This window comes from Streptomyces sp. NPDC002785, assembly GCF_040295565.1.
Classification (GTDB): Bacteria; Actinomycetota; Actinomycetes; order Streptomycetales; family Streptomycetaceae; genus Streptomyces.
In genome coordinates, this window is sequence record NZ_JBEOVN010000044.1 from 1 (window position 1) to 21,194 (window position 21,194).

20 protein-coding genes and 2 pseudogenes are annotated in these 21,194 nt (G+C 69.3%); 11 read left to right on the forward strand and 11 right to left on the reverse strand.

Annotated features, from left to right (window positions below):
- Positions 1-41: 41 nt before the first annotated feature.
- Complete coding sequence (locus ABTZ94_RS13710) at positions 42-554, reverse strand: MarR family winged helix-turn-helix transcriptional regulator (protein ID WP_351200688.1); 513 nt, start codon at positions 552-554, stop codon at positions 42-44.
- Between the two features lie 138 nt (positions 555-692).
- On the opposite strand from ABTZ94_RS13710, the gene ABTZ94_RS13715 reads away from it, so the two are divergent.
- The gene (locus ABTZ94_RS13715) at positions 693-1,475 is read left to right on the forward strand and encodes a dioxygenase family protein (protein WP_351200690.1); all 783 of its coding nucleotides are present in this window, start codon (positions 693-695) and stop codon (positions 1,473-1,475) included.
- 66 nt (positions 1,476-1,541) lie between these two features.
- Here the strand turns inward: ABTZ94_RS13715 and ABTZ94_RS13720 are convergent.
- Positions 1,542-1,877, reverse strand: a pseudogene (locus ABTZ94_RS13720) (questin oxidase family protein); the annotation flags it as partial.
- A 122-nt stretch (positions 1,878-1,999) separates the two neighbouring features.
- The gene (locus tag ABTZ94_RS13725) at positions 2,000-2,539 is read right to left on the reverse strand and encodes a GNAT family N-acetyltransferase (protein ID WP_351200692.1); all 540 of its coding nucleotides are present in this window, start codon (positions 2,537-2,539) and stop codon (positions 2,000-2,002) included.
- Positions 2,540-2,687: 148 nt separating this feature from the next.
- On the opposite strand from ABTZ94_RS13725, the gene ABTZ94_RS13730 reads away from it, so the two are divergent.
- On the forward strand, positions 2,688-3,686 hold the full coding sequence (locus ABTZ94_RS13730) for a sigma-70 family RNA polymerase sigma factor (protein ID WP_351200694.1): 999 nt from the start codon (positions 2,688-2,690) through the stop codon (positions 3,684-3,686).
- A gap of 135 nt (positions 3,687-3,821) precedes the next feature.
- Here the strand turns inward: ABTZ94_RS13730 and ABTZ94_RS13735 are convergent, their stop codons facing one another.
- Positions 3,822-4,784, reverse strand: a complete 963-nt coding sequence (locus tag ABTZ94_RS13735) for a helix-turn-helix transcriptional regulator (protein ID WP_351200696.1) — start codon at positions 4,782-4,784, stop codon at positions 3,822-3,824.
- A gap of 108 nt (positions 4,785-4,892) precedes the next feature.
- On the opposite strand from ABTZ94_RS13735, the gene ABTZ94_RS13740 reads away from it, so the two are divergent.
- Positions 4,893-6,446 carry an MFS transporter gene (locus ABTZ94_RS13740; RefSeq protein WP_351200698.1) on the forward strand — a complete coding sequence of 518 codons (1,554 nt, stop codon included), beginning with the start codon at positions 4,893-4,895 and terminating at the stop codon, positions 6,444-6,446.
- A gap of 100 nt (positions 6,447-6,546) precedes the next feature.
- Here the strand turns inward: ABTZ94_RS13740 and ABTZ94_RS13745 are convergent, their stop codons facing one another.
- From ABTZ94_RS13745 to ABTZ94_RS13755, 3 genes are all read right to left on the reverse strand, one after another.
- The gene (locus ABTZ94_RS13745; RefSeq protein WP_351200700.1) at positions 6,547-7,317 is read right to left on the reverse strand and encodes a DUF6227 family protein; all 771 of its coding nucleotides are present in this window, start codon (positions 7,315-7,317) and stop codon (positions 6,547-6,549) included.
- A gap of 134 nt (positions 7,318-7,451) precedes the next feature.
- A complete protein-coding gene (locus tag ABTZ94_RS13750) occupies positions 7,452-8,585 on the reverse strand; it encodes a P1 family peptidase (RefSeq protein WP_351200751.1) in 1,134 nt (377 codons plus the stop codon).
- Between the two features lie 112 nt (positions 8,586-8,697).
- Positions 8,698-9,843 (reverse strand): low temperature requirement protein A, encoded by a 1,146-nt coding sequence (locus ABTZ94_RS13755; RefSeq protein WP_351200702.1) that lies wholly within the window; start codon positions 9,841-9,843, stop codon positions 8,698-8,700.
- A 279-nt stretch (positions 9,844-10,122) separates the two neighbouring features.
- On the opposite strand from ABTZ94_RS13755, the gene pflB reads away from it, so the two are divergent.
- The 8 genes from pflB (at position 10,123) to ABTZ94_RS13795 (ending at position 18,844) form a co-directional block, all read left to right on the forward strand.
- Complete coding sequence (gene pflB / locus ABTZ94_RS13760; RefSeq protein ID WP_351200704.1) at positions 10,123-12,381, forward strand: formate C-acetyltransferase; 2,259 nt, start codon at positions 10,123-10,125, stop codon at positions 12,379-12,381.
- Between the two features lie 133 nt (positions 12,382-12,514).
- Positions 12,515-13,363 (forward strand): pyruvate formate-lyase-activating protein, encoded by an 849-nt coding sequence (gene pflA, locus ABTZ94_RS13765; RefSeq protein WP_351200706.1) that lies wholly within the window; start codon positions 12,515-12,517, stop codon positions 13,361-13,363.
- Between the two features lie 122 nt (positions 13,364-13,485).
- On the forward strand, positions 13,486-14,634 hold the full coding sequence (locus ABTZ94_RS13770) for an MFS transporter (protein ID WP_351200708.1): 1,149 nt from the start codon (positions 13,486-13,488) through the stop codon (positions 14,632-14,634).
- Positions 14,631-16,955, forward strand: coding sequence for a molybdopterin oxidoreductase family protein (locus ABTZ94_RS13775; RefSeq protein WP_351200710.1), 2,325 nt, complete (start codon positions 14,631-14,633; stop codon positions 16,953-16,955). Before ABTZ94_RS13770 ends, ABTZ94_RS13775 begins: the two co-directional genes overlap by 4 nt.
- Before the next feature lie 7 nt (positions 16,956-16,962).
- Positions 16,963-17,565 carry a 4Fe-4S dicluster domain-containing protein gene (locus ABTZ94_RS13780; protein WP_114245025.1) on the forward strand — a complete coding sequence of 201 codons (603 nt, stop codon included), beginning with the start codon at positions 16,963-16,965 and terminating at the stop codon, positions 17,563-17,565.
- Entirely contained in the window at positions 17,562-18,230 is a 669-nt protein-coding gene (locus ABTZ94_RS13785; protein ID WP_351200712.1) for a Rieske (2Fe-2S) protein, read from the forward strand. Before ABTZ94_RS13780 ends, ABTZ94_RS13785 begins: the two co-directional genes overlap by 4 nt.
- Positions 18,227-18,613, forward strand: a complete 387-nt coding sequence (locus ABTZ94_RS13790) for a hypothetical protein (protein ID WP_351200714.1) — start codon at positions 18,227-18,229, stop codon at positions 18,611-18,613. The genes ABTZ94_RS13785 and ABTZ94_RS13790 overlap by 4 nt, the downstream gene beginning before the upstream one ends.
- A gap of 21 nt (positions 18,614-18,634) precedes the next feature.
- Positions 18,635-18,844 carry a hypothetical protein gene (locus tag ABTZ94_RS13795; protein WP_351200716.1) on the forward strand — a complete coding sequence of 70 codons (210 nt, stop codon included), beginning with the start codon at positions 18,635-18,637 and terminating at the stop codon, positions 18,842-18,844.
- Positions 18,845-18,957: 113 nt separating this feature from the next.
- Here ABTZ94_RS13795 and ABTZ94_RS13800 read toward each other — a convergent pair.
- The 4 genes and pseudogenes from ABTZ94_RS13800 to ABTZ94_RS13815 all read right to left on the reverse strand — a co-directional run.
- Positions 18,958-19,044, reverse strand: a pseudogene (locus ABTZ94_RS13800) (large conductance mechanosensitive channel protein MscL); the annotation flags it as partial.
- Between the two features lie 104 nt (positions 19,045-19,148).
- Positions 19,149-19,739, reverse strand: coding sequence for a hypothetical protein (locus ABTZ94_RS13805; RefSeq protein WP_502967236.1), 591 nt, complete (start codon positions 19,737-19,739; stop codon positions 19,149-19,151).
- Positions 19,740-19,909: 170 nt separating this feature from the next.
- Positions 19,910-20,743, reverse strand: coding sequence for an S-methyl-5'-thioadenosine phosphorylase (locus ABTZ94_RS13810; protein WP_351200720.1), 834 nt, complete (start codon positions 20,741-20,743; stop codon positions 19,910-19,912).
- An 81-nt stretch (positions 20,744-20,824) separates the two neighbouring features.
- Positions 20,825-21,172, reverse strand: a complete 348-nt coding sequence (locus tag ABTZ94_RS13815; RefSeq protein WP_351200722.1) for an FmdB family zinc ribbon protein — start codon at positions 21,170-21,172, stop codon at positions 20,825-20,827.
- Positions 21,173-21,194 lie beyond the last annotated feature (22 nt).

Below are 21,194 nucleotides of genomic sequence, written 5' to 3' on the forward strand. Positions count from 1 at the left end.
CCGCTCGACGGAACCGGGGCAGAGCCGCGTCCGAGGACCGCTCAGCGCAGCCAGGGCAGGTCCGCGTCCGTGCCTTCCGGCTGCAGTCCGGTGGCGATGACCTGCATGATCTCGCCGAGTGAGCGCACCTGCTCGGGTGTGAGCCGGTCGAACATCGCCTGGCGTACGGCGCTGACATGGCCCGGCGCGGACCGGCGGAGCATCTCGTAGCCCTCGTCGGTGAGGACCGCGTTCTGGCCGCGCTTGTCGGACGGGCAGTCCTCGCGGCGCACCCAGCCGCTCTTCTCCAGCCGCGCGACGGCATGTGAGAGCCGGGAGCGGGTGATCTTGGCGTCCTTGGCGAGCTCGGTCATCCGCCTCTGGCGGCGGGGCGCCTGGGAGAGCTGGACGAGCAGTCCGTAATAGATGTGCGGCATACCGGCATCGCGCTGCAACTGGCGGTCGAGGTGGTCCTCCATGAGCGTGGTGGCGTGGAGATACGCACGCCAGACGCTCTGCTCTTCGTCGGAGAGCCAGCGGGGCTCGCCGGGGGATGCCGTGGTCATGTACTCCACTGTACGACCTTTTCTTGAAGGTTTAACTAGATAGAGCTAAGGTCTCGGGAGGTGGGAACTTGAAGATTAAAGAACCCTTCCTTCTCAAAGAGACCCAGTAGAAGACTTACCTTGAGCCAGCAGTGGATGGGGAGTGCCATGACTGTCACCGCGGAGCGCATGCCCGCCCTCTATCTCTCCCACGGCGCGCCGCCGCTGGCCGACGACCCGGTCTGGCCCGGCGAACTGGCCGCCTGGTCCGCCGACCTGCCCCGCCCCAGCGCGATCCTGATGGTCTCCGCGCACTGGGAGGAGGCCCCGCTCGCCCTCGGCGCGACGGATCCGGTCCCGCTCGTCTACGACTTCTGGGGCTTCCCCGAGCACTACTACCAGGTGCGGTACGCCGCTCCGGGCGCCCCTGCGCTGGCGGAGAACGTACGCAAACTGCTGCGCGGAGCCGGTACGCCGGTCCAGGACATCCCGGACCGCGGGCTCGACCACGGGGCGTACGTCCCGCTGGTGGAGATGTTCCCCGGCGCCGACATCCCCGTACTCCAGATCTCCATGCCGACGCTGGACCCGCAGAAGCTGATGGACATCGGGCGCAAGCTCGCACCACTGCGCGACGAGGGCGTCCTGATCGTCGGCAGCGGTTTCTTCACCCACAACCTGGCCGCTCTGCGGCATGCGAGTGGCGGTACCCCCGGCTGGTCGGCGGAGTTCGACGACTGGGGCAACCGGGCGCTGCAGGCGCAGGACATCGACGCGCTGCTGGACTTCGAGCGCAAGTCCCCGGCAGGCCGGCTGGCCCACCCGCGCACCGAGCACTTCGCGCCGCTCTTCGTGACGCTCGGCGCCTCGGAGGGCGAGCTGGACCGGGGCCGCAGCGTCATCGACGGGTTCTGGATGGGGCTCGCCAAGCGGTCGGTGCAGTTCGGCTGAGCTCTGCCCCAGGTCCTGTCACAGGTCCTGTCCCGGGTCCTGTCCCGGGTCCTGTCCCGGGTCCGGTCACAGGGCCGGTGGGTTCAGCTCGATCGAGCGGAGTGCGGCTGCGAGGGCCGTCGCATCGCCGATGTCCAGTGCGGTGTCCGTGAACTTGATCGTGTGATCGTCGCCATGCGCCGCCGCCCGTGCGAAGAGCTCCTCGGCTGACGCTGTCGCCGGTGTGTACGGGGTCGGCTCGGCCGGGCCGTACGCGGCGGTGACCGCGGCGCTCGCCGCCCAGGCGGCCTCCAGGCTCGGCACCCACAGCGCGCGGGGGAGCGCGGGCAGCGTGCGCAGCACGGCATTGGGCGCGGTCGCGGCATGCACCAGCATGATCGGTTCGCCGTGCCCGTGCGTGGCTGCCGGCTGTGCCGTCCCTGCTTGTTGTGCCGTCCCTGCTTGTTGTGTCGCTCATACGGAAGCACGCTAGGCACGGCGCCCGCGGTGCGTAACGGGCCGTGGACCTAGGCCGCGACCGGGCCCTAGGACTCCGGCCCCAGGCGCTTCTCGTACCAGGCCACGTCCCAGTACGTGCCGAACTTCCGGCCCACCTCGGCGTACGTACCGACATGGCGGAAACCGAAGCGCTCGTGCAGCCGGGCCGAGGCGTCGTTGGGCTGGGTGATGCCCGCGTACGCGCGGTGCACGTCCTCGCCGGCGAGCGCCTCGAACAGGGACGAGTAGAGAAGCGTGCCAATGCCGCGGCCAGTGGCCCACGGGGCGCAGTACACGCTCACCTCGACCGAGGTCGCGTACGCCGCCTTGGGGCGAAAAGTGCTGCTGGTGGCGTATCCCAGGACCGAGACGGGGCCGACAATGCGGACATCCCGAGCAACCAGGAGACGGTGCGGGCCGTCTTCAGGGTGGGAACGAAGCCACGGCAGCCGCTGTTCGGGTGTAAAGGGGGTCGTATCGAATGTGAGCGCGGTCTCACGTACGTAATGGTTGTAGATGTCCGTGAGCGCCACCAAATCGCCTTCGGTGCCTGCCCTGACCTGCACTTCTGTCTGAACGCTCGGCATGTGGGATCCCTTCGCGGCGGCACAGGGTACTGCATGATCGCGAAAGTGAATGCCAGGCATGGGAATTCTGTCCGGATTCCAGTCGTTGATTCCATCGGATGCAGGGCACCCGAGAGGGTGTCGCGACCTACTCAGCAAGGGAGCACGCATGGCAACCCGTGCCGTCGCCCGTCGTTCGTCCGCCACCGGCGGGACCAGCCGGGCAAGCAGTGTTCGCGCCTCGGGCGGAGAGATCGCCGATCGCGACCTGGTCGGCATGTACCTGGACGAGATCGCGCGTACGCCGCTGCTCGATGCCGCAAAGGAGGTCGAGCTGTCGCAAACCGTCGAGGCGGGTGTTTACGCGCGGCAGATCCTCGACGGTGCGGTGGAGAGCGAAGCCGGCGGAGCCACGCACGAGGAGCTGGAGGCGCTGGTCGCCGAGGGCGAGCGCGCCAAGGACATATTCATCCGCTCCAACCTCCGGCTCGTCGTTGCTGTCGCCCGCCGCTATCCGCGGGCCGGGCTGCCCCTGCTCGACCTGATCCAGGAGGGCAATGCGGGCCTGGTGCGCGCGGTCGAGAAGTTCGACTACGCCAAGGGCTTCAAGTTCTCCACGTATGCGACGTGGTGGATCCGTCAGGCCATCACCCGTTCCATAGCCGACCAGTCCCGTACGATCCGGCTCCCCGTCCACCTGGTGGAGGAGCTCGGCCGGATCCGACGGGTGCAGCGCGAGTTCAACCGTGAGCACGGGCGCGAGCCGGAGCACGCGGAGATAGCCACCGAGCTGGACACCACGCCGGAGCGCGTGGGCGACGTCCTGGACTGGGCCCGTGACCCGGTCAGCCTCAACATGTCCGTGGACGACGAGGGCGAGACACAGTTCGGTGACCTGCTGGAGGACACCTCCGCGGTGTCGCCGGAGCAGTCGGTGATGACGCTGCTGCGCAGCGAGGAGCTGGAGGACCTGATCGGCAAGCTCGACAACCGCACCGCATCGATCATCCGTATGCGGTACGGCATCGAGGACGGCCGTGAGCGGACCCTCACCGAGGTGGGCAAGCAGCACGGGCTGACCCGTGAGCGGATCCGCCAGATCGAGAAGCACGCACTGCTCGAACTGAAGCGAATGGCCCACGACACGGGTTTTGACGCTGCGGCGTGAGCCCTCGTCCAGTATCCTCCGAAATAGGTCGCTTCGTGTGACCCCCTGAACTGAGTCCCGGCGCCCACCCCCCCCTGGCGCCGGGGCTCATCCTTTTTGTGCGCTCGGGCCAGTCGTCGCCCGGGCGGCGACGCGTCAGTGTGCTGTGGCGCGGGTCAGCCGGGCACCCAGATGACTCAGGTACTCCACCAGCTGCGGTGGCTCGTGCGCGGTGAACTCGCAGTCCACCAGCGCCAGTCGGAGCGCCACCCACTCCATCGAGTCCGACAGGACAGTCCGCAGCCGGCAGCTTTTCGCTCCGGTCCGCTCCAACGGGCCGATCGAGGCCGGCAGCCGCGCGGACACGAAGTCCGCCGGGGCCGCGAAGCTCACATCGACCGCCAGCTCCGGCTGCCGTCGGGCGATGGAGCTGCTGAGAAACTCCGCCGCATCACCCGTCGGCAGCTCGCGTGGTGTGAACCGGGCCCCGGTCGCGAACGGCTCGCTGACCCGGTCGACCCGGAACGTACGCCAGTCCTCGCGCCCCAGGTCGTACGCGACGAGATACCAGCGCCACCCCGTGCTCACCAGCCGGTACGGCTCGGCCTCCCGCTTCGTCTCGGCGCCGTCGCCCGCACGGTAGGCGAACCGCAGCCGCTCCCGCCCGGTGACCGCCGCCGCCATCACCGTCAGCGTGTGCGGATCGATCGTCGAGCCGTCGCCGCGGGTCAGCGGCATCGTCGCGTTCTGCAGGGTCGAGACCCGGTGCCGCAACCGCGACGGCAGCACCTGCTCCAGCTTCGCCAGAGCCCGTACGGACGCCTCGTCGACCCCCTCGATGGCATGGCCGGCGCCCGCCCGCAGGCCCACTGCGATGGCCACCGCCTCCTCGTCGTCGAGGAGCAGCGGCGGCATGGCTGTGCCGGCGACGAGGCGGTAGCCGCCGACCGATCCGCGCGAGGCCTCGACCGGATAGCCGAGCTCGCGGAGCCGGTCGATGTCGCGACGGATGGTGCGCGGGCTGACGTCGAGCCGTTCGGCGAGTTCGCTGCCCGGCCACTCGCGGGGCGTCTGGAGGAGCGACAGCAGGTTCAGCAGTCGTGCCGGGGTGTCCGTCATGGGCTCATCCTCGTGTCCGGGTGCCGGTGTGTCCGGGTGTCGGTCGTCTCACCAGGTTGCCCATCCATTGGGTCATGATCTGTCCTAATGGCTGTCTAGCTTCTTCTCATGACTTCTTCCGCATCTCTGCCGTCCACGGCATCCGGGCCCACGGTGTCCTCGGACCCGTCGGACCGGCGACGCTGGTTCGCGCTCGCCATCGTGATGACCGCGGCCTTCATGGACCTGGTCGACGTCACGATCGTCAACATCGCAGTCCCGAGCATCCAGAAGGACATCGGCGCCTCGTTCAGCTCGATCCAGTGGATCACCGCCGGATACGCCCTGGCCTTCGCGGCCGGGCTGATCACCGGCGGCCGGCTGGGCGACATCTACGGCCGCAAGCGGCTGTTCCTCATCGGCATAGGCGGTTTCACACTGGCCTCCGCGCTCTGCGGTTTTGCGATGAATCCGGAGATGCTGGTCGCCTCCCGCATCCTCCAGGGCGGCACCGCAGCTCTGATGGTTCCGCAGGTGCTGTCGATCGTGCACGCCACCTTCCCGGCGCACGAGCGCGGCAAGGTCTTCGGCCTCTTCGGCGCGATCGTCGGTCTCGGCGCCGTGCTGGGACCGCTGCTGGGCGCGCTGCTCACCGAGTGGAACATCGCCGGTCTCGAATGGCGGCCGATCTTCCTGATCAACCTGCCGGTCGGCCTCGCCGGCCTCGTCCTGGGCCGGAAGTTCATCACCGAATCCAAGGCTCCGAAGGCGCTCCGGCTCGACCTGATCGGCGTCGCCCTGGTGACGCTGGGGCTGCTGATGCTGATCTACCCGCTGACCCGTGGGCGCGAGCTGGGCTGGCCGCTGTGGGGCCATGCGTCGATGATCGGCAGCCTGCTGGTGTTCCTGGTCCTGGTGGTGTTCGAGCGGGAGAAGGCGCGCAAGGACGGTTCGCCGCTCGTGGAGCTGTCGCTGTTCCGGGTCAAGAGCTTCGCGGCGGGCATCGCCGTGCAGTTGGCCTTCGGTGTCGGCCTCGGCATCTTCTTCCTGGTCTGGACGCTCTACATGCAGAAGGGGCTCGGCTGGAGCGCGCTGCGGGCCGGCACGACCGGTATCCCGTTCTCGATCGCCGTCTCGTTCGCCGCCGGTATCTCCGTACAGAAGCTGGTGCCACGCTTCGGCCGCAAGGTCCTCCAGACGGGCGCGCTGCTGATGATCGTCGGCCTGCTCCTCTACATCTGGGAGTCCGACCGGTACGGCATGGGCATCACGTCCTGGCAGATGGCGCTGCCGCTGGTGGTCATGGGCGTCGGCATGGGCCTGATCGTGGCCCCGCTGACGGACATGGTGCTGTCCGAGGTCCCCAAGGAACACTCCGGTTCGGCCTCCGGGCTGATCAACACCGTGCAGCAGATGGGTAACGCACTCGGGCTCGGGCTGGTCTCGGTCGTCTTCTTCAGCTCGATCGGGGACCGGCTGACGCCGCAGCAGGTGGGCCCGGCATTCGCGGAGGGGTTCCAGCACTCGCTGTGGTGGGTGGCCGGGGTGCTCGCGGTGATCTTCCTGGTGATGTTCGCGCTGCCCGCGCGGCCGCGGCAGCACGTGGAGGGCGGCGATGAGGGCGTGCTCACCGTGGATGAGCCCGAGGTCGAGCTCGGCAGGACGCCCGCGCTGACGCCGTGATGCGCTGAGAAGCGTGACCGGTGCCCGCCCCCCATCTGGGGGTGCGGGCACCTGCGTGTCTGCGGGCGTGACCCGGGGGTTCCGGCCCCCGGCCCCCGGGTCAGCAGATGCGTGTACGGCTCTCCATGGCTCTGCGCGCGGTGTCCTCGTCCCCGTACACCTCGCACATGTGGCGGCCGTCCGGCGTGGCCGTGTGCTCGACCTCCCACAGGCTCGTCTCGCTGCCGTCGAGGAGCAGGAAGGCGTGCTCGTAAAGCGTGAATCCGGCGTCACGCCCGTCCACCTGGCACTGCCGGCCGAAGACCTGGGTGATGTGGTGGGCGAAGGCGGCGCGCAGCAGCCGGGCGGTCTCCTCGCCGGGACCGTCGCTGTTCTCCGCGCGGCGCAGGACGCGGCGGGCGTGGTCGGCGGAATTGTCCGGGGCGTACATCCGGGGCAGCGGGACCGGGGGAGCCGACATCAAGGCCGTGAGTACCTCCAGGTCGCCCTGCGGCCCGTCGTCCCCGAACACCGGGACGTCGCCGAAGCCGCCGGTCAGCCGGGCAGCGGCGATTTGGGCATCGGACTCTTCGTCGTACAGCTCGTGGTGCCGGAGGTCGGGCTCCGTCCAGGACTGCGGGTCCCTTCCGCCCCGCGGACCGCCGTGCACCAGCTCCCACAGGGTGAAGTGGGTGCCGTCGGACAGCAGATACGTATGCCGGTAGGTCTCGCGGTGAAGTACGGAGCTGTGGTGCGAGGAGTGCAGGGAACTGCTGTGGGCGAGTGCGGTACCGAGTCTCTCGACCGTCCAGTCGGGCAGGTCGAAAGAGTTGAGTGCCCGTCGCAGGAGTCGCTCGAGGTGCTGCTCGGTTGTCTCGTACGGATCGCTCAAGGTGCTGTCTCCAGGCCGTCGCCGCGTGTGACTTGTTGCGTGCTTAACGTAGTCCCTGGGTCCGACATCGCGACCGGGGTTCAGGAAAACGTATGACGCACACAGATGGTTCCTGGCGGTTCGTCCGAACTTCCTTACCCGGCAGGAGAGTCGGGGTCCGGGGGGCTGCGCGGCGACGGCCGTGGGGGGTGCCCGCGTGCGTCGTAAAGATCGCTGTACGCCGGGTAGCTGCCGCCGCCGGGGCGGTCGCCGATGCTCTGAGCTGCCCGAACGGCCTTCACGATGGCACGGGTCAGGGCGTCCGCTCCGGCTGCCAGCAGGTCATTGAGCGCGATCGGGTTCTGTGGATCCAGTGGCCGGGCGCCGGTGGCCAGCGCGAAAACGGTGTCCCCGTCGGTCAGCAGATGTACGGGGCGGACGGCGCGCGCCAGTCCGTCGTGCGCCGTACCCGCGAGCTTTTGCGCCTGGGCACGGGTGAGATCGGCGTCCGTGGCGACGACGGCGAGCGTGGTGTTGAGCGGGGGCCGCGCGTTCGCCTCCCGTGCCTCGGCCAGGCGCTGCTGAGCCGCCCGGTGGACCTCGGGCGCGGGGTACACCGGCGGTTCGGCGGCGCCGTACTCCCCGTACAGCACCCCGGTACGCGGATCGACGACCGAACCTGCCGCGTTCACCACGACGAGCGCGCCCACCGTGATCCCGGACGCCAGCCGCGTGCTCGCCGTGCCCACCCCGCCCTTGAGCTGCCCGGCGACCGCGCCCGTACCGGCGCCGACGCCCCCCTCGACGACCGGCGCCCCCGGCTCCGTACCCGCCGCGTCCTCCGCCGCCGCGCGGCCGGTCGAGGCGTCCGGGCGGGCCCGCCAGTCACCGCCCCGCCCCAGGTCGAAGATGCACGCAGCGGGGACCACCGGCACCACGTGCGCCGGATCGGGGCCGACCCGCACTCCGCGCCCCTGTTCCTCCAGCCAGGCCATCACGCCGGACGCCGCATCCAGGCCGTACGCGCTGCCGCCCGTCAGGACGACGGCATCGATGCGCTGCACCAGGTTGCGCGGATCGAGCGCGTCCGTCTCCCGGGTGCCGGGGCCGCCGCCGCGTACGTCGACGGCCGCGATCGCACCGCCCTCGGGGGCGAGGACCACGGTGGTGCCGCTCAGTGAGCCCGCGCCAGCCACCTGCGCATGGCCGACGCGCAGCCCGGCGACATCGGTCAGCGCATCGAGCGGCCCGGTGGCATCGGCCGGCGTGTCGAGCAGCCCGGACGACATGGGCGATGTGTGCTGCGCGACGGAGGGGTCTGTCGGCTTCTGTGGTTCTTCTGTCATTGCGTGCTCCTCACTGGGCTCACCATTCACCACTCGCGACTCGCCGTCAGTGTGCTCACCCCGCCACAGCGGGCCGTCGGGCCAGCGCGGCCCCCACGGCCACGGTCGCCGCCGCCACCAGGCCGGCCGCGAACACCGCCCACCCACCGGCGAACGTACAGGCCAGGACGGCCAGCGCGGCCACGGGGAGCGGCAGTTGCTCCGCGAGATCGCGCTTGAAGTGGCGGGCGTGCAGCGCCCATACCGTCAGCAGGAAGAGTGCGCAGGGCACGGTCACCGCGGCGGCGGCCACCGTGTCCGGGACATGGGCCTTGCCCACGGCCTCCTCCACCGCGACCTCGATGCCCGAGCCGATCGCGGCCGCGGAGCCGAAGATCAGGTAGTGCCCGTATCCCCAGATGAACGCTTCCCTGCTGCCGCGGAGGTAGTCGTGGATCGGCACGGCGAAATAGATCCACCAGGCGGAGAAGATGATCAACAGCCCGCCCGCGGCGATCGGCAGCAGCTCACGGAACGCTTCGTGCTCGTCCACCGCCTCCTGAACCGCGATCGTGGCCGCCGCGACCGTCTCGCCCAGCACGATGATCGTGAACAGGCCGTAGCGCTCGCCGATATGGTGCGGATGCCAGCTCGTCGGGCGGTCGCGTTCGGCGATCGCCGGAACGGACATCTCCGCGAGCGCGAGCACGACGAAGACGGCGGCCCGTGCTCCGCCCGTGTTGTCGGTCAGCAGCATGCCGATCCAGCCCAGCTGCACCACGGTGATCCCGACGGCGTACCGCAGCGCGACGCGCCGCTCGGCGCCCCGGGTGCAGTGAGCGGCGCGCAGCCACTGGCTGGTGAGGGCGAGCCGCATCACGACATAGCCGACGACGCCGACTGTCCAGTCGCCCGCGTCGAAGGCGCGCGGCACCCCGGCGGCGAGGATGAGCACACCGGTGATCTGGACGAACGTGACGACGCGGTACAGCGGGTCGTCGGTGTCGTAAGCCGAGGCGAACCAGGTGAAATTGACCCAGGCCCACCAGATCGCGAAGAAGACAGCCGCGTAGCTGGCGATTCCGGTGGCGATGTGGCCCTCGGCGACGGCATGCAGCAGCCGCCCGCCCGCCTGCGCCACGGCAACGACGAAGCAGAGGTCGAAGAAGAGTTCCAGCGGGGTCGACGCGCGATATCGCTCGGTGCGGCTGCGGGCAGTCATTCCAGGCATGGGGACCAGCACATCAGACGGGGTCGGCGGCGCCCGCAGGGACGCGCGCCGGGCTCAGGTCGGGAAATTCTTGTGAACACATTCACAAGCCCATGAGGGTCCAAAGTCCCCGGAGAAACCACAGGTCAGCACAGCTATGTCGGACCGGGCCCGATATCTGACGGGACCTTGGGCCCTCCGACAGGGACCATTGCGGGTCCGGGAATTCGGAAATCGGGAGTGCAATGGACGCAGCAGCGATGAGGCGGACGATCTCGGAAGGTGCGGGCCATGACGGCGACTGCGGCAGAGGCGACGACGGACAGCGGGGCCTGGGAGGGCTTCAGGGGCGGGCTGTGGCGCGACGCGATCGACGTCCGTGACTTCGTCCAGCAGAACTACACCCCGTACGAGGGCGACAGCTCCTTCCTCACCGGCCCCACCGCCCGGACCACCGCGGTCTGGGAGAAGCTCCTCTCGATGTTCCCGGACGAGACCGCCCGCGGCATCCACGACGTGGACGTGAAGACCCCGTCGCGGATCGATGCCTTCGGGCCGGGTTACATCGACGCCGGCCGCGATCTGATCGTCGGGCTCCAGACCGACGCCCCGCTCAAGCGCGCCATCATGCCCAACGGCGGCTGGCGGATGGTCGAGGGCGCTCTGAACGCGTACGGCTACGAAGCAGCCCCCGATGTCAGGGAGATCTACACCCGTCTCCGCAAGACCCACAACGAGGGCGTCTTCGACGCGTACACACCCGAGATCCGGGCCTGCCGCTCCTGCGGCATCATCACCGGACTGCCGGACGCCTACGGCCGCGGCCGCATCATCGGCGACTACCGCCGCGTCGCCCTCTATGGCGTCGACCGGCTGATCGCGGCCAAGGAGGCCGACAGGGCCGCCCTCGGCGAGCAGTGGCCGACCGAGCACGTCATCAGGGACCGCGAGGAGATCGCCGAGCAGATCAAGGCCCTGAACGAGCTCAAGGCGATGGCGATGTCGTACGGCCACGACATCTCCGGGCCCGCCCGCACCGGTCGTGAGGCCGTGCAGTGGCTGTACTTCGGCTACCTCGGCGCCGTGAAGGAGCAGAACGGCGCGGCCATGTCGATCGGCCGCATCGACAACTTCCTCGACATCTACCTCCAGCGCGACATCGGGCGCGGTCTCATCACGGAGGAGCGGGCACAGGAATTCATCGACGACTTCGTCATCAAGCTCCGTATCGTCCGCTTCCTGCGCACCCCGGAGTACAACGACCTGTACTCCGGGGACCCGACCTGGGTCACCTGGTCGATGGCCGGCATCGGTGAGGACGGCCGTCCGCTCGTCTCCCGTACGACCTTCCGGGCCCTGCAGACCCTCTACAACCTGGGCCCGGCCCCCGAGCCGAACCTCACGGTCTTCTGGTCGCAGCGACTCCCCGCCGGATTCAAGGAGTTCGCCTCGAAGGCCGCCATCGACACCTCGGCCCTCCAGTTCGAGTCGGACGAGCTGATGCGCCCGAAGTACGGCGACGACACGGCGATCGCCTGCTGCGTCTCCGCGATGGCGATGGGCAAGCAGATGCAGTTCTTCGGCGCCCGTGTGAACGTCGCCAAGGCGCTGCTTTACGCGATCAACGGCGGCCGTGACGAGAAGACGGGCAAGCTCGTGGTGAGCGGCTTCGAGCCGGTCACCGACGAGTACCTCGATCACGCGACCGTCGCCGAGCGGTACGACGCGATGCTCGACTGGCTGGCCAGGACGTATGTGCACGCGCTCAATGTCATCCACTACATGCATGACAAGTACGCATACGAGCGCCTGGAGATGGCCCTCCACGACCAGGAGATCCTGCGCACCATGGCCTGCGGCATCGCAGGTCTTTCGGTAGCCGCCGACTCGCTCTCCGCCATCAAGCATGCCCGGGTCAAGGTGATCCGGGACGAGACGGGTCTCGCGACGGACTACGAGATCGAGGGCGACTACCCGGCGTACGGCAACAACGACGACCGCGCCGACGCCATCGCCCGCTCCATCGTCCACGACTTCATGGAGAAGGTCCGCAAGCACCCGACGTACCGGGACGCGGTGCACACCCAGTCGGTGCTTACCATCACCTCCAACGTCGTCTACGGCAAGAAGACCGGCAACACCCCGGACGGCCGCCGCTCGGGCGCCCCGTTCGCTCCGGGTGCCAACCCGATGAACGGGCGCGACGAGCACGGCTACATCGCCTCCGCCCTGTCGGTCGCCAAGCTGTCGTACGACGACGCGGAGGACGGTATCTCGCTGACCAACACCATCACGCCGGACGCGCTCGGCCGCACCCCCGGGGAGCGGATCCAGAACCTTGCAGGCGTGCTGGACGGATTCATGGCGAGCGACGGCTTCCATATGAACGTCAACGTGCTCGACAAGGCGACTCTGGAAGACGCCATGGAGCACCCGGAGAACTATCCACAGCTGACCATCCGGGTCTCCGGATACGCGGTCAACTTCGTGCGGCTGACCCGCGAGCAGCAGCTCGACGTCATCAACCGCACGTTCCACGGCTCGCTCTGATCCTTCCCGATCGTTCCGAGCCCCCTGAACCGCGCGGCGTCGGGAGCCCATCCCCCGTAGGGACCCGGCGTCGCGCGCTCCGCGCCCGCCGCGCCAGACCACCGAACGCCCCGCCCGCACAGGAGGCCCTGCCATGGCCGCACTCCTCGACAACGCCGACAACGCCGGCGGCATCGACCACGCCGACAACACAGACAGCGTCGGCAACATCGGCACCTCCGTCACTCCGGCAGGTGCGGCCACCCGTCGGCCGATCTCCGGATCGGTCCATTCCTGGGATCTGTCGACGGGCGTCGACGGCCCCGGCACCCGCTTCGTCACTTTCCTGACCGGCTGTCCACTGGCCTGCCTCTACTGCCACAACCCCGACACCCTGCGGATGCGCAGCGGCACCCGGATGTCCGCGGACGACCTCGTCGCCGAAGTGGGCAAGTACACGACGTTCATCCGGGCCGCGGGCGGCGGCGCCACCATCAGCGGCGGCGAGCCACTGTTGCAGCCGGTCTTCGCCGGTGAGCTCTTCCACCGTTTCAAGCACGGGCTGGGGCTGCATACCGCCCTGGACACCTCCGGCTTCCTGGGCGCCCGTGCCACCGACGCCCTGCTGCGCGACGTCGATCTGGTCCTGCTCGACATCAAGTCCTGGGACCGAGCCACATACCGCAAGGTCACCGGTCGCCCGCTGGAGCCGACCCTGCACTTCGCCCGCCGCCTCGCCGACCTCGGTAAAGAGGTGCACGTCCGCTTCGTGCTTGTGCCGGGACTGACCGACGACCCGGCCAACGTCGACGGTGTCGCCTCCTTCGCCGCCTCCCTCGGCAATGTCTCCCGTGTCGATGTCCTTCCCTTCCACAAGCTCGGCGAGGCGAAGTGGCGGGCGCTGGGCAAGCCCTTCACCCTGCGCGACACCCCGTCACCCACCCCCGAGCAGGTCGCCTCGGCCCGCGAGATCTTCGCGTCCCACGGACTTCGAGCCGTCTGACGCACTTCGAGCCGGACGCACTTCGAGCCGTCCGACGGGCTTCGAGCCGGACGGACGAACGGGCTCACCCCGCCGAGCCGCAAAACAGGACGGATTGCTTCATATGACCCTACGGTGACGGGGTGACCGAGCCCTCAGACGCCTCCGCCGCAGCCGCGCAGCCCGCCCCCGGTGCACGCGCCGACTTCTCCGGAGCGCCCGGCACCCCGTCGGCGGCCGGGGCTACCGGACCCTGGTCCGCCGCACCTCGGTCCGTCACCGCCCGCGCGACCTCGGCCGGCGTCATCGTCTCCGGCCTGCTGATCCTCGCGATCGTGTTCGGCAGCCGGTTTCTGGAGAATTTCGACTCCGCCCTTCTTCCGTACGCCGTCGCCACCGTCTTCCTCGCCTTCGCCGTCGCCTACCGCTACACGGTCTGGATCTCCGCGCCCGGCGCCCGGCGCCTGTTCAAGCAGGGGTGGCGGAGCTTCTTCTCCGTGGCCAACTTCCGTAAGGCCCCCACAGCCCTGCCCAAGATGATCGCCACCTATCTGGGCTTCCAGAAATTCCTCGGCGCCCGTTCCCACGCCCGCTGGGCCGCCCACCAACTGATCTTCTGGGGCTGCGTCCTCGCCTCCCTGATCACCTTCCCGCTGACCTGGGGCTGGTTCACCTTCACCTCCGGCTCCGGCTCGGGCCCCGGCTATGAGATGCGCATCTGGGGCTTCAAGATCATCGGCTTCGACTCCCTGGACATCCTGGGCTGGCTGATGTTCCACGGCCTGGACATCGCCGCCGTGCTTGTGATCCCCGGCGCCTCGTACTTCCTCTGGCGGCGGATGAAGGACCGCGGCGCCATCACCGGCCAGCGCTTCGCCTACGACCTGGTGCCGCTGATCGCCCTGATCGTCATCTCCGTGACCGGTCTGCTGCTCACCTTCTCGTCGATCTTCCTGCACGGCGGCGGCTACGAATTCCTGGCGATCCTCCACATGGTGTCGGTGGTCCTCACCCTCGTCTACATCCCGTTCGGGAAGTTCTTCCACATCGTCCAGCGCCCGGCCGCGGTCGGCATGCAGCTGTTCAAATACACCACCCGGCAGGACCAGGAGGTCTTCGGCTGCCGCCGCTGCGAGGAGCCCATCGACACCGGGCCGTACGTCGAGAACCTCCGCGGCACCATGCGCGATCTCAGCCTCGGCTTCGACGAGTGGGCCGAATACTGCCCGCGCTGCAAGCGGGTGCTGCGCGGCAGCGCCTATCTCTCCCAGGTGAAGAAGGGCTTCAAGTGACCTCGGATCCGCGAGCGGCCGACCCCCGTACGGTCGTCCCTCTCGACCCCTCCCTCGCGCCGCCCGGCACCCGGGCCTTCCGGGACGCGGGAGGTATCCCCGCCGACCGGTGGCACGCCGACCAGGAGGGCGAGACACTCGTCCCCACCCACTGCTGCTTCTGCGGCGTCCAGTGCGGGATGTATCTGCGTGTCGACCGCGCAGGCAAGGTCTTCGGCGTCGAACCCCGCAACCACGACATCAACCGGATGCGGCTGTGCCCCAAGGGCATCAACGCGTATCAGCAGGTCAACCACCCCGACCGGCTCACCGCCCCGCTCATGCGCCGTACCCGCGACGAGGACTTCCACGAGGTCTCCTGGGACGAGGCGCTCGACTTCACCGCCTCCGAGATCAAGCGCATCCAGCAGAGTTACGGCAACGACGCCTTCGGGCTCCTCGGCGGCGCCAGCCTCTTTACCGAAAAGACCTATCTGGTCGGCAAATTCGCCCGGGTCGCCCTCAAGTCCCGGCATGTCGACTACAACGGCCGGCTCTGCATGGTCAGCGCCGCGGGCGCCAACAAGCTCGCCTTCGGTATCGACCGGGCCGGCAACCCCTTCTCCGACATGCTGCTCACCGACTGCCTGCTGATCGCGGGCGCCAACGTCGGTGAGTGCTTCCCCGTGATGACCCAGTACGTGTGGGGAGCCCGGGACCGCGGCGCAAGCCTGATCGTCGTCGACCCGCGGGAGACCGCGATCGCCCGCACCGCCGACATCCATGTCGCGCTCAAGCCCGGCACCGACTCGGCCTTCTTCAACTCCGTACTGAACGTCGTCATCGAGGAGGGCCTGACCGACGAGGCCTATCTCGCCGCCCACGCCACCGGCTGGGAGGAGGTGAAGGCCAAGGCCGGTGAGTACCCGCCGTCCCGGGCCGCCGAGATCTGCGGCATCCCCGCCCCGCAGATCGTCCAGGTCGCCCGCGCCTTCGCCCGCGCCCCCAAGGCCATGGCCTGGCACGCCCGCGGCATCGAGCATCACTCGCAGGGAGTCGAGAACTGCCTCAGCGTGATCAACCTCTGCACCGCCACCGGCCACATCGGCAAGCCCGGCGCCGGTTACGGCACCCTCACCGGCCAGGGCAACGGGCAGGGCGGCCGCGAGCACGGCCAGAAGGCCGACCTCCTTCCCGGCGGCCGCTCGATCACGAACGAGGAGCACCGCCGACAGATCTGCGAGATCTGGGGCATCGAGGAGTCCGAACTCCCGCCCGCAGGCACCTCGATGATGGAAATGGTCTGGCAGATGCGGCGCCTCGAGATCCGCGGACTGCTCGGCATCTGCAACAACCCCTTCGTCTCCCTTCCCAACTACAAGGTGGTCAAGGAGGGGTACGACGCCACAGAGTTCCATGCCCAATTCGACTTCTTCCTTTCCGAGACCGCTGCCAACGCACATGTCGTCTTCCCCGTCACCACCTGGGCCGAGGACGAAGGGGTGATGGCCAATGCCGAGGCCCGGGTGGTCAAGCACAACAAGGCCCAGGACCCGCCCCCCGGCGTACGGACCGACACCTGGGTGCTGTGCGAACTCGCCAAGCGCCTGGGCGCGGGCGACAAATTCGCCTTCGCCGATGCCCGCGAGGTCTTCGACGAGCTGCGGACCGCCTCCGCCGGCACCGTCAACGACTACTACGGCATCACCTACGAGCGGCTGGAGGAGACCGGCGGCATTGTCTGGCCCTGCCCCTCCACCGATCACCCCGGCACCCCTCGGCTCTTCGAGGACGGGAAGACCTACCACCCCGACGGCAAGATCCATCTGCAGGTCGTCGAGTGGCACCCGCCGATGGACCCGTACGACGACGAGCACCCCATGTCGCTGACCACCGGACGCACCGTCGCCCACTTCCTCTCCGGCAACCAGACCCGCCGCCTGGGCGCCCTCGTCGAACAGACCCCGCGCCCCTGGGCCGAACTCCACCCCTCCCACGGCTTCCGCAACGGCGAACCGGTCCGCGTCGTCACCCGGCGCGGCAGCGAGGTCTTCCCCGCCCTGGTCACCGAGGCGATCCGCCCCGACACCGTCTTCATCCCGTACCACTGGCCCGTCCCCACCGCGGCCAACGCCCTGACCATCGACGCCCTCGACCCCCGCTCCAAGATCCCCGAATACAAGGTGTGCGCCTGCCGTATCGAGCACGCCGAAACGATCGACGAGGTCCCCGCACCTCCTGTCGCACCCGGCCACGTCGCCTACCCGGAGGTCCAGGTCTCCCGTACCGACCCGCTGCCGCCCACTTCCCCCCAGGGTCGTGGCACCTCGGAGAGGGACTGATCACCGCATGATGGGCAGAACGATCTTCATCGACCCGGGGCGCTGCATCGGCTGCCAGGCCTGTGTCTCCGCCTGCCGGGAATGCGACTCGCACCGCGGTAAGTCGATGATCCACCTCGACTACACCGACGAGGGTCAGTCCGTGGCCTCCCTCCCCACGGTCTGCATGCACTGTGAGGACCCGGTCGCCCCGTGCGCCGAGGTCTGCCCCGCCGACGCGATCCTGGTGACCGCCGACGGTGTGGTCCAGCAAGCCGACACCACCCGCTGCATCGGCTGCGCAAACTGCGTCAACGCCTGCCCCTTCGGTGTCCCGAAGATCGATCTGCAGGCGAAGCTGCAGATGAAATGCAACCTCTGCTACGACCGCACCGCCTACGGCCTCGCCCCCATGTGCGCGACCGTCTGCCCGACGGGAGCGCTGTTCTACGGGACCGTCGAGGAGCTCCAGGCCGAGCGCCCCGGCGTGCAGGTCGCCGACACCTTCGTCTTCGGCCGGAGCGAGGTGCGCACAGGCGTCGCCATGGTCGTACCCGCCGACAAGGTCCAGTGGCCGGTGCCCGGCGGCCTTCCAGTCGTCGAGATCAACGGGAAGGACGTCCGTCGATGAGTGTCACCGGCCAGCCGCCCTCCGGGGACCCGCGCGAAGCCCTGCGCGACCGGATCGCCGCCGACTCCCTCACCACCCGGCGCGACTACCTCCGGATCGTCACGACCGTCTCGGGCGGACTCGCCGTCGGCGGCCTCGGCGTGGCCAGCGGAATCCTTCCGCGCCACGGCGACCCCGACAACGCCAAGGCACTCGCGCCGAAGAAGATCACCGCTCAGCTCCTTCCCGGTGAGTCCATCGCCTTCCGCTACCCGGACGAAGAGGACCGGGCGGTGGCCGTCCGGCTCGACGACGGCACCCTCGTCGGCTACTCCGCCATCTGTACCCATCTCGCCTGTGCCGTGCTCTGGCGCAACGATCGTGGCTCCGGGGGCGAGCTGTACTGCCCCTGCCACGAGGGCATCTTCGACGCCCGCACCGGAGAGGTCACCGCCGGGCCACCGCCCCGCGCACTGCCCAAGGTGGTGCTCACCGAGCAGGCCGACGGCAGCGTCTGGGCGGTCGGCACGACCCGCTCGGGCGAGAGCATCGAGCACGGCCTGTGCCGCCAGCTCAGCACCGACCGCCCGGACCTCGCGTCCCGCATCGGCTGCCCCGCGGTCAGAGGCGGAGGCGCGGAGACACCCCGGGCCGCCGAGGCCGAGACCCCCGGCAGGCGGACATGACCGACGCCCGGCAGCCCCGCAACCAGGAGTCCCCCGACTATCCGGAGTACCGTCCGGGCAGCGCCCGCCCCGAACTCAACCGCCCCGTCCACGAACGCTATCCGCAGATCCGCGCCACCAGCGGCTACGGCGACCCCCGGGTCCGCCACACCGGTCCCGGCCCGGGTGCCGGCACCGAGCAGGAACCCGAGCGCTCCTCGAAACTGACGGCCCGGCTGGCCTTGGCGATGACCGTCGTCATCGGACAGCTCTGGGGCCTGACCGTCATCATCGACGCGTGGATGGAGGGCCACACCGGTACGGCCTGGTGGGGTGCCGGCTTCCTCTGCCTGTCGTTCCTCGTCGTCCTCGGGCTGTGGGCGCTCGACCCGAAGGATCGCTGACCACAGCCGTACCCTTGAGATATGAGCACCGCCCCCGCCCCCGGCCCGCGCGATTCGAAGCCGACCCAGCCGGAACCTACGAAACCCAAACCGGCTCTGATCTTCGACGATCCGCTGGACCAGCAGTCCGCGGACGATACGGACCGAGGGTGGGGCGAGCGGGCCCCGGCCGGCGGGAGCGCCGCCGATCTGGCGCGCTTTCTCGACGAGAAGCCGCCCCACCACATCTGAGCCCCCGCTCCGTGGTGGTCCGACGACGCTGCTGCCGGTCCCCCTGCCGAGCGTCCCGCTACTGGTCGTGGCCTCGGCCGGGGTCCTGGCCGAGGGCCTCGCCCCCCGGGGCGCACAAAGCTGAGGGTGGCACTGAGCACCGAGCCCCACAGGATCCGGATGCCCTCGGTCGTCTCGCCCGTCTTCGGGTCCGTGACACATGTGTCGTAGGCGGAGCCAACTCCTTTGCAACTTACGGCAGTAGGCGATGGAATCACCCAATTCGCACCTTTGATCAGGTGACTTGACGGCTCATCGGTACGAATCAGCACAGGGTCACCGCCAGCCTGGCCGAGATACCCGCACCGGCCAGCGAGGCGGCCGTGCCCCGGGGGACGGACAGCACGATCAGCGCGCCGTTCTCCGCGAGACCTTCGGCCGTGGCCTGCGGTACATCTGCCACCCGTGCGCCCTTCGCCAGCACCCGGGCATCGGCTCCGGTCCCCTCGGCGGCGATCACATCGACGCGATCACCCGGCCGTAACAGCCGCACCGTCCCCGCATCCGCGATCCGGACCGGCGCGGACACCAACGGAACCGGCCGCCGCACCCGCTCCGGCGCCGCCCCGGCCGTACCCCCTGCCCCATGCGCCGTATCGCCGCCCGCACCGCCGCCCAGCCCCGTCGCGGCCAGCGCGGCAGCCGTCAGGGCCAGCCCGGCGGCCAGAGCGCGGCGCTGCCGCCACAAAGCCCGCCGCAGCCGGTGCCCACCACCTCCGCGCACCCGCAAAGGCTCGAACGCGGGCACACCACTGGGCGGGGGAGCCGACGCCGGAGGCCCCGGAGCCGTCGGGCATACCTCCCCGGCAACCGAAGTGAGACGTTCAGAGGACACAGACGGGAGCGACGGGAACATGGCCAACACCACCTGCCGTGAGGAGTTTCGGACGAACACCCCTCACGATCCACCGTCCACGAGTTTCTCGCCGAAGCCTGTGGACGGCTCCGGCGTTGTGGACAACCCCGTCACTCACGCACGCCGCAACCGTCACCCACGCACGCCGCAACCGTCCCCCACCCACCCTGCTAAGGAAGCTCGATCCCCGTCTTGAGCCCGTCCAGCGCATGTGAGCACGTGCAGTCGCGGTCCGCCTCCGCAGGTAGCGCGGCCACCACGTCGAAGAGCACCGCACGCAGCCGGTCCACGTTGGCCGCGAACACCTTCAGCACCTCCCCGTGCGAGACGCCCTCCCCGGCCTCCGCGCCCGCGTCGAGGTCCGTCACCAGCGTCATCGTCGTGTAGCAGAGGCCCAGTTCACGGGCGAGGACCGCCTCCGGGTGCCCGGTCATTCCGACCACCGACCAGCCCATCGCCGCATGCCAGCGCGATTCCGCCCGGGTCGAGAAGCGCGGCCCCTCCACGACCACCAGTGTCCCGCCGTCCACCGGCTCCCAGCTCTTCGCGCGAGCCGCCGCCAGCGCGGCCCTGCGCCCATCGGGGCAGTACGGATCGGCGAAGCCCAGATGCAGGACGTTCGGCTCCGCGCCATCGGCCCGGATCTCCCCGTCGTAGTACGTCTGCGTCCGGGCCTTGGTGCGGTCCACCAGCTGGTCGGGCACGAGCAGGGTGCCCGGCCCGTACTCCGGACGCAGGCCGCCCACCGCGCACGGGCCGAGCACCTGACGTACGCCGACGGAGCGCAGCGCCCACAGGTTGGCCCGGTAGTTGATGCGGTGCGGCGGCAGATGGTGGCCGCGTCCGTGGCGGGGCAGGAAGGCGACCCGGCGGCCGCCGACCTCGCCGAGGAACAGGGAGTCGCTCGGCTGTCCGTACGGGGTGTCCACCCGCACCTCCGTGACGTCCTCGAGGAAGGAGTACAAGCCCGAGCCGCCGATGACACCGATCTCTGCGTTTGCCATGCGATCACACTAGCGGCGCGGGAAAACGCCGAGGACCCCGCCGAACGCATCGGCGGGGTCCTCGGGGAAGTGCGGTTCGGCTCAGGCGGCCGACGTACCACTCGTCGAGGACGACGAGGAGGACGAAGAAGACGCGGCGGGCGAGGAGGAAGCGGACGACTTCGTGTCCGACCCCGTCGACGACGATGAATCGGACGAAGCGGAACCGGATGCCTTCGCCGAGGACGACGCCGACGTGCTGCTCGACGAGGAGCCACGGCTGTCGTTCCGGTAGAAACCGGAACCCTTGAAGACAATGCCGACCGCCGAGAACACCTTCTTCAGGCGTCCTTCGCAGCTCGGGCACGCGGTCAGGGCATCATCGGTGAACTTCTGCACCGCCTCAAGGCCCTCGCCACATTCGGTGCACTGGTACTGATAGGTCGGCACTTGCTCCTCCTGGCACTCTCAC

Coding starts and splice junctions, on each gene's coding strand:
- ABTZ94_RS13735 (WP_351200696.1), bottom strand. CDS start 4,784: ATGACGGACACCCCGGCACGACTGCTGAACCTGCTGTCGCTCCTCCAG.
- pflB (WP_351200704.1), top strand. CDS start 10,123: ATGACGGCGACTGCGGCAGAGGCGACGACGGACAGCGGGGCCTGGGAG.
- ABTZ94_RS13805 (WP_502967236.1), bottom strand. CDS start 19,739: ATGTTCCCGTCGCTCCCGTCTGTGTCCTCTGAACGTCTCACTTCGGTT.
- ABTZ94_RS13790 (WP_351200714.1), top strand. CDS start 18,227: ATGACCGACGCCCGGCAGCCCCGCAACCAGGAGTCCCCCGACTATCCG.
- ABTZ94_RS13750 (WP_351200751.1), bottom strand. CDS start 8,585: ATGTCGTCCGGGCTGCTCGACACGCCGGCCGATGCCACCGGGCCGCTC.
- pflA (WP_351200706.1), top strand. CDS start 12,515: ATGGCCGCACTCCTCGACAACGCCGACAACGCCGGCGGCATCGACCAC.
- ABTZ94_RS13795 (WP_351200716.1), top strand. CDS start 18,635: ATGAGCACCGCCCCCGCCCCCGGCCCGCGCGATTCGAAGCCGACCCAG.
- ABTZ94_RS13715 (WP_351200690.1), top strand. CDS start 693: ATGACTGTCACCGCGGAGCGCATGCCCGCCCTCTATCTCTCCCACGGC.
- ABTZ94_RS13730 (WP_351200694.1), top strand. CDS start 2,688: ATGGCAACCCGTGCCGTCGCCCGTCGTTCGTCCGCCACCGGCGGGACC.
- ABTZ94_RS13785 (WP_351200712.1), top strand. CDS start 17,562: ATGAGTGTCACCGGCCAGCCGCCCTCCGGGGACCCGCGCGAAGCCCTG.
- ABTZ94_RS13740 (WP_351200698.1), top strand. CDS start 4,893: ATGACTTCTTCCGCATCTCTGCCGTCCACGGCATCCGGGCCCACGGTG.
- ABTZ94_RS13755 (WP_351200702.1), bottom strand. CDS start 9,843: ATGACTGCCCGCAGCCGCACCGAGCGATATCGCGCGTCGACCCCGCTG.
- ABTZ94_RS13810 (WP_351200720.1), bottom strand. CDS start 20,743: ATGGCAAACGCAGAGATCGGTGTCATCGGCGGCTCGGGCTTGTACTCC.
- ABTZ94_RS13725 (WP_351200692.1), bottom strand. CDS start 2,539: ATGCCGAGCGTTCAGACAGAAGTGCAGGTCAGGGCAGGCACCGAAGGC.
- ABTZ94_RS13780 (WP_114245025.1), top strand. CDS start 16,963: ATGATGGGCAGAACGATCTTCATCGACCCGGGGCGCTGCATCGGCTGC.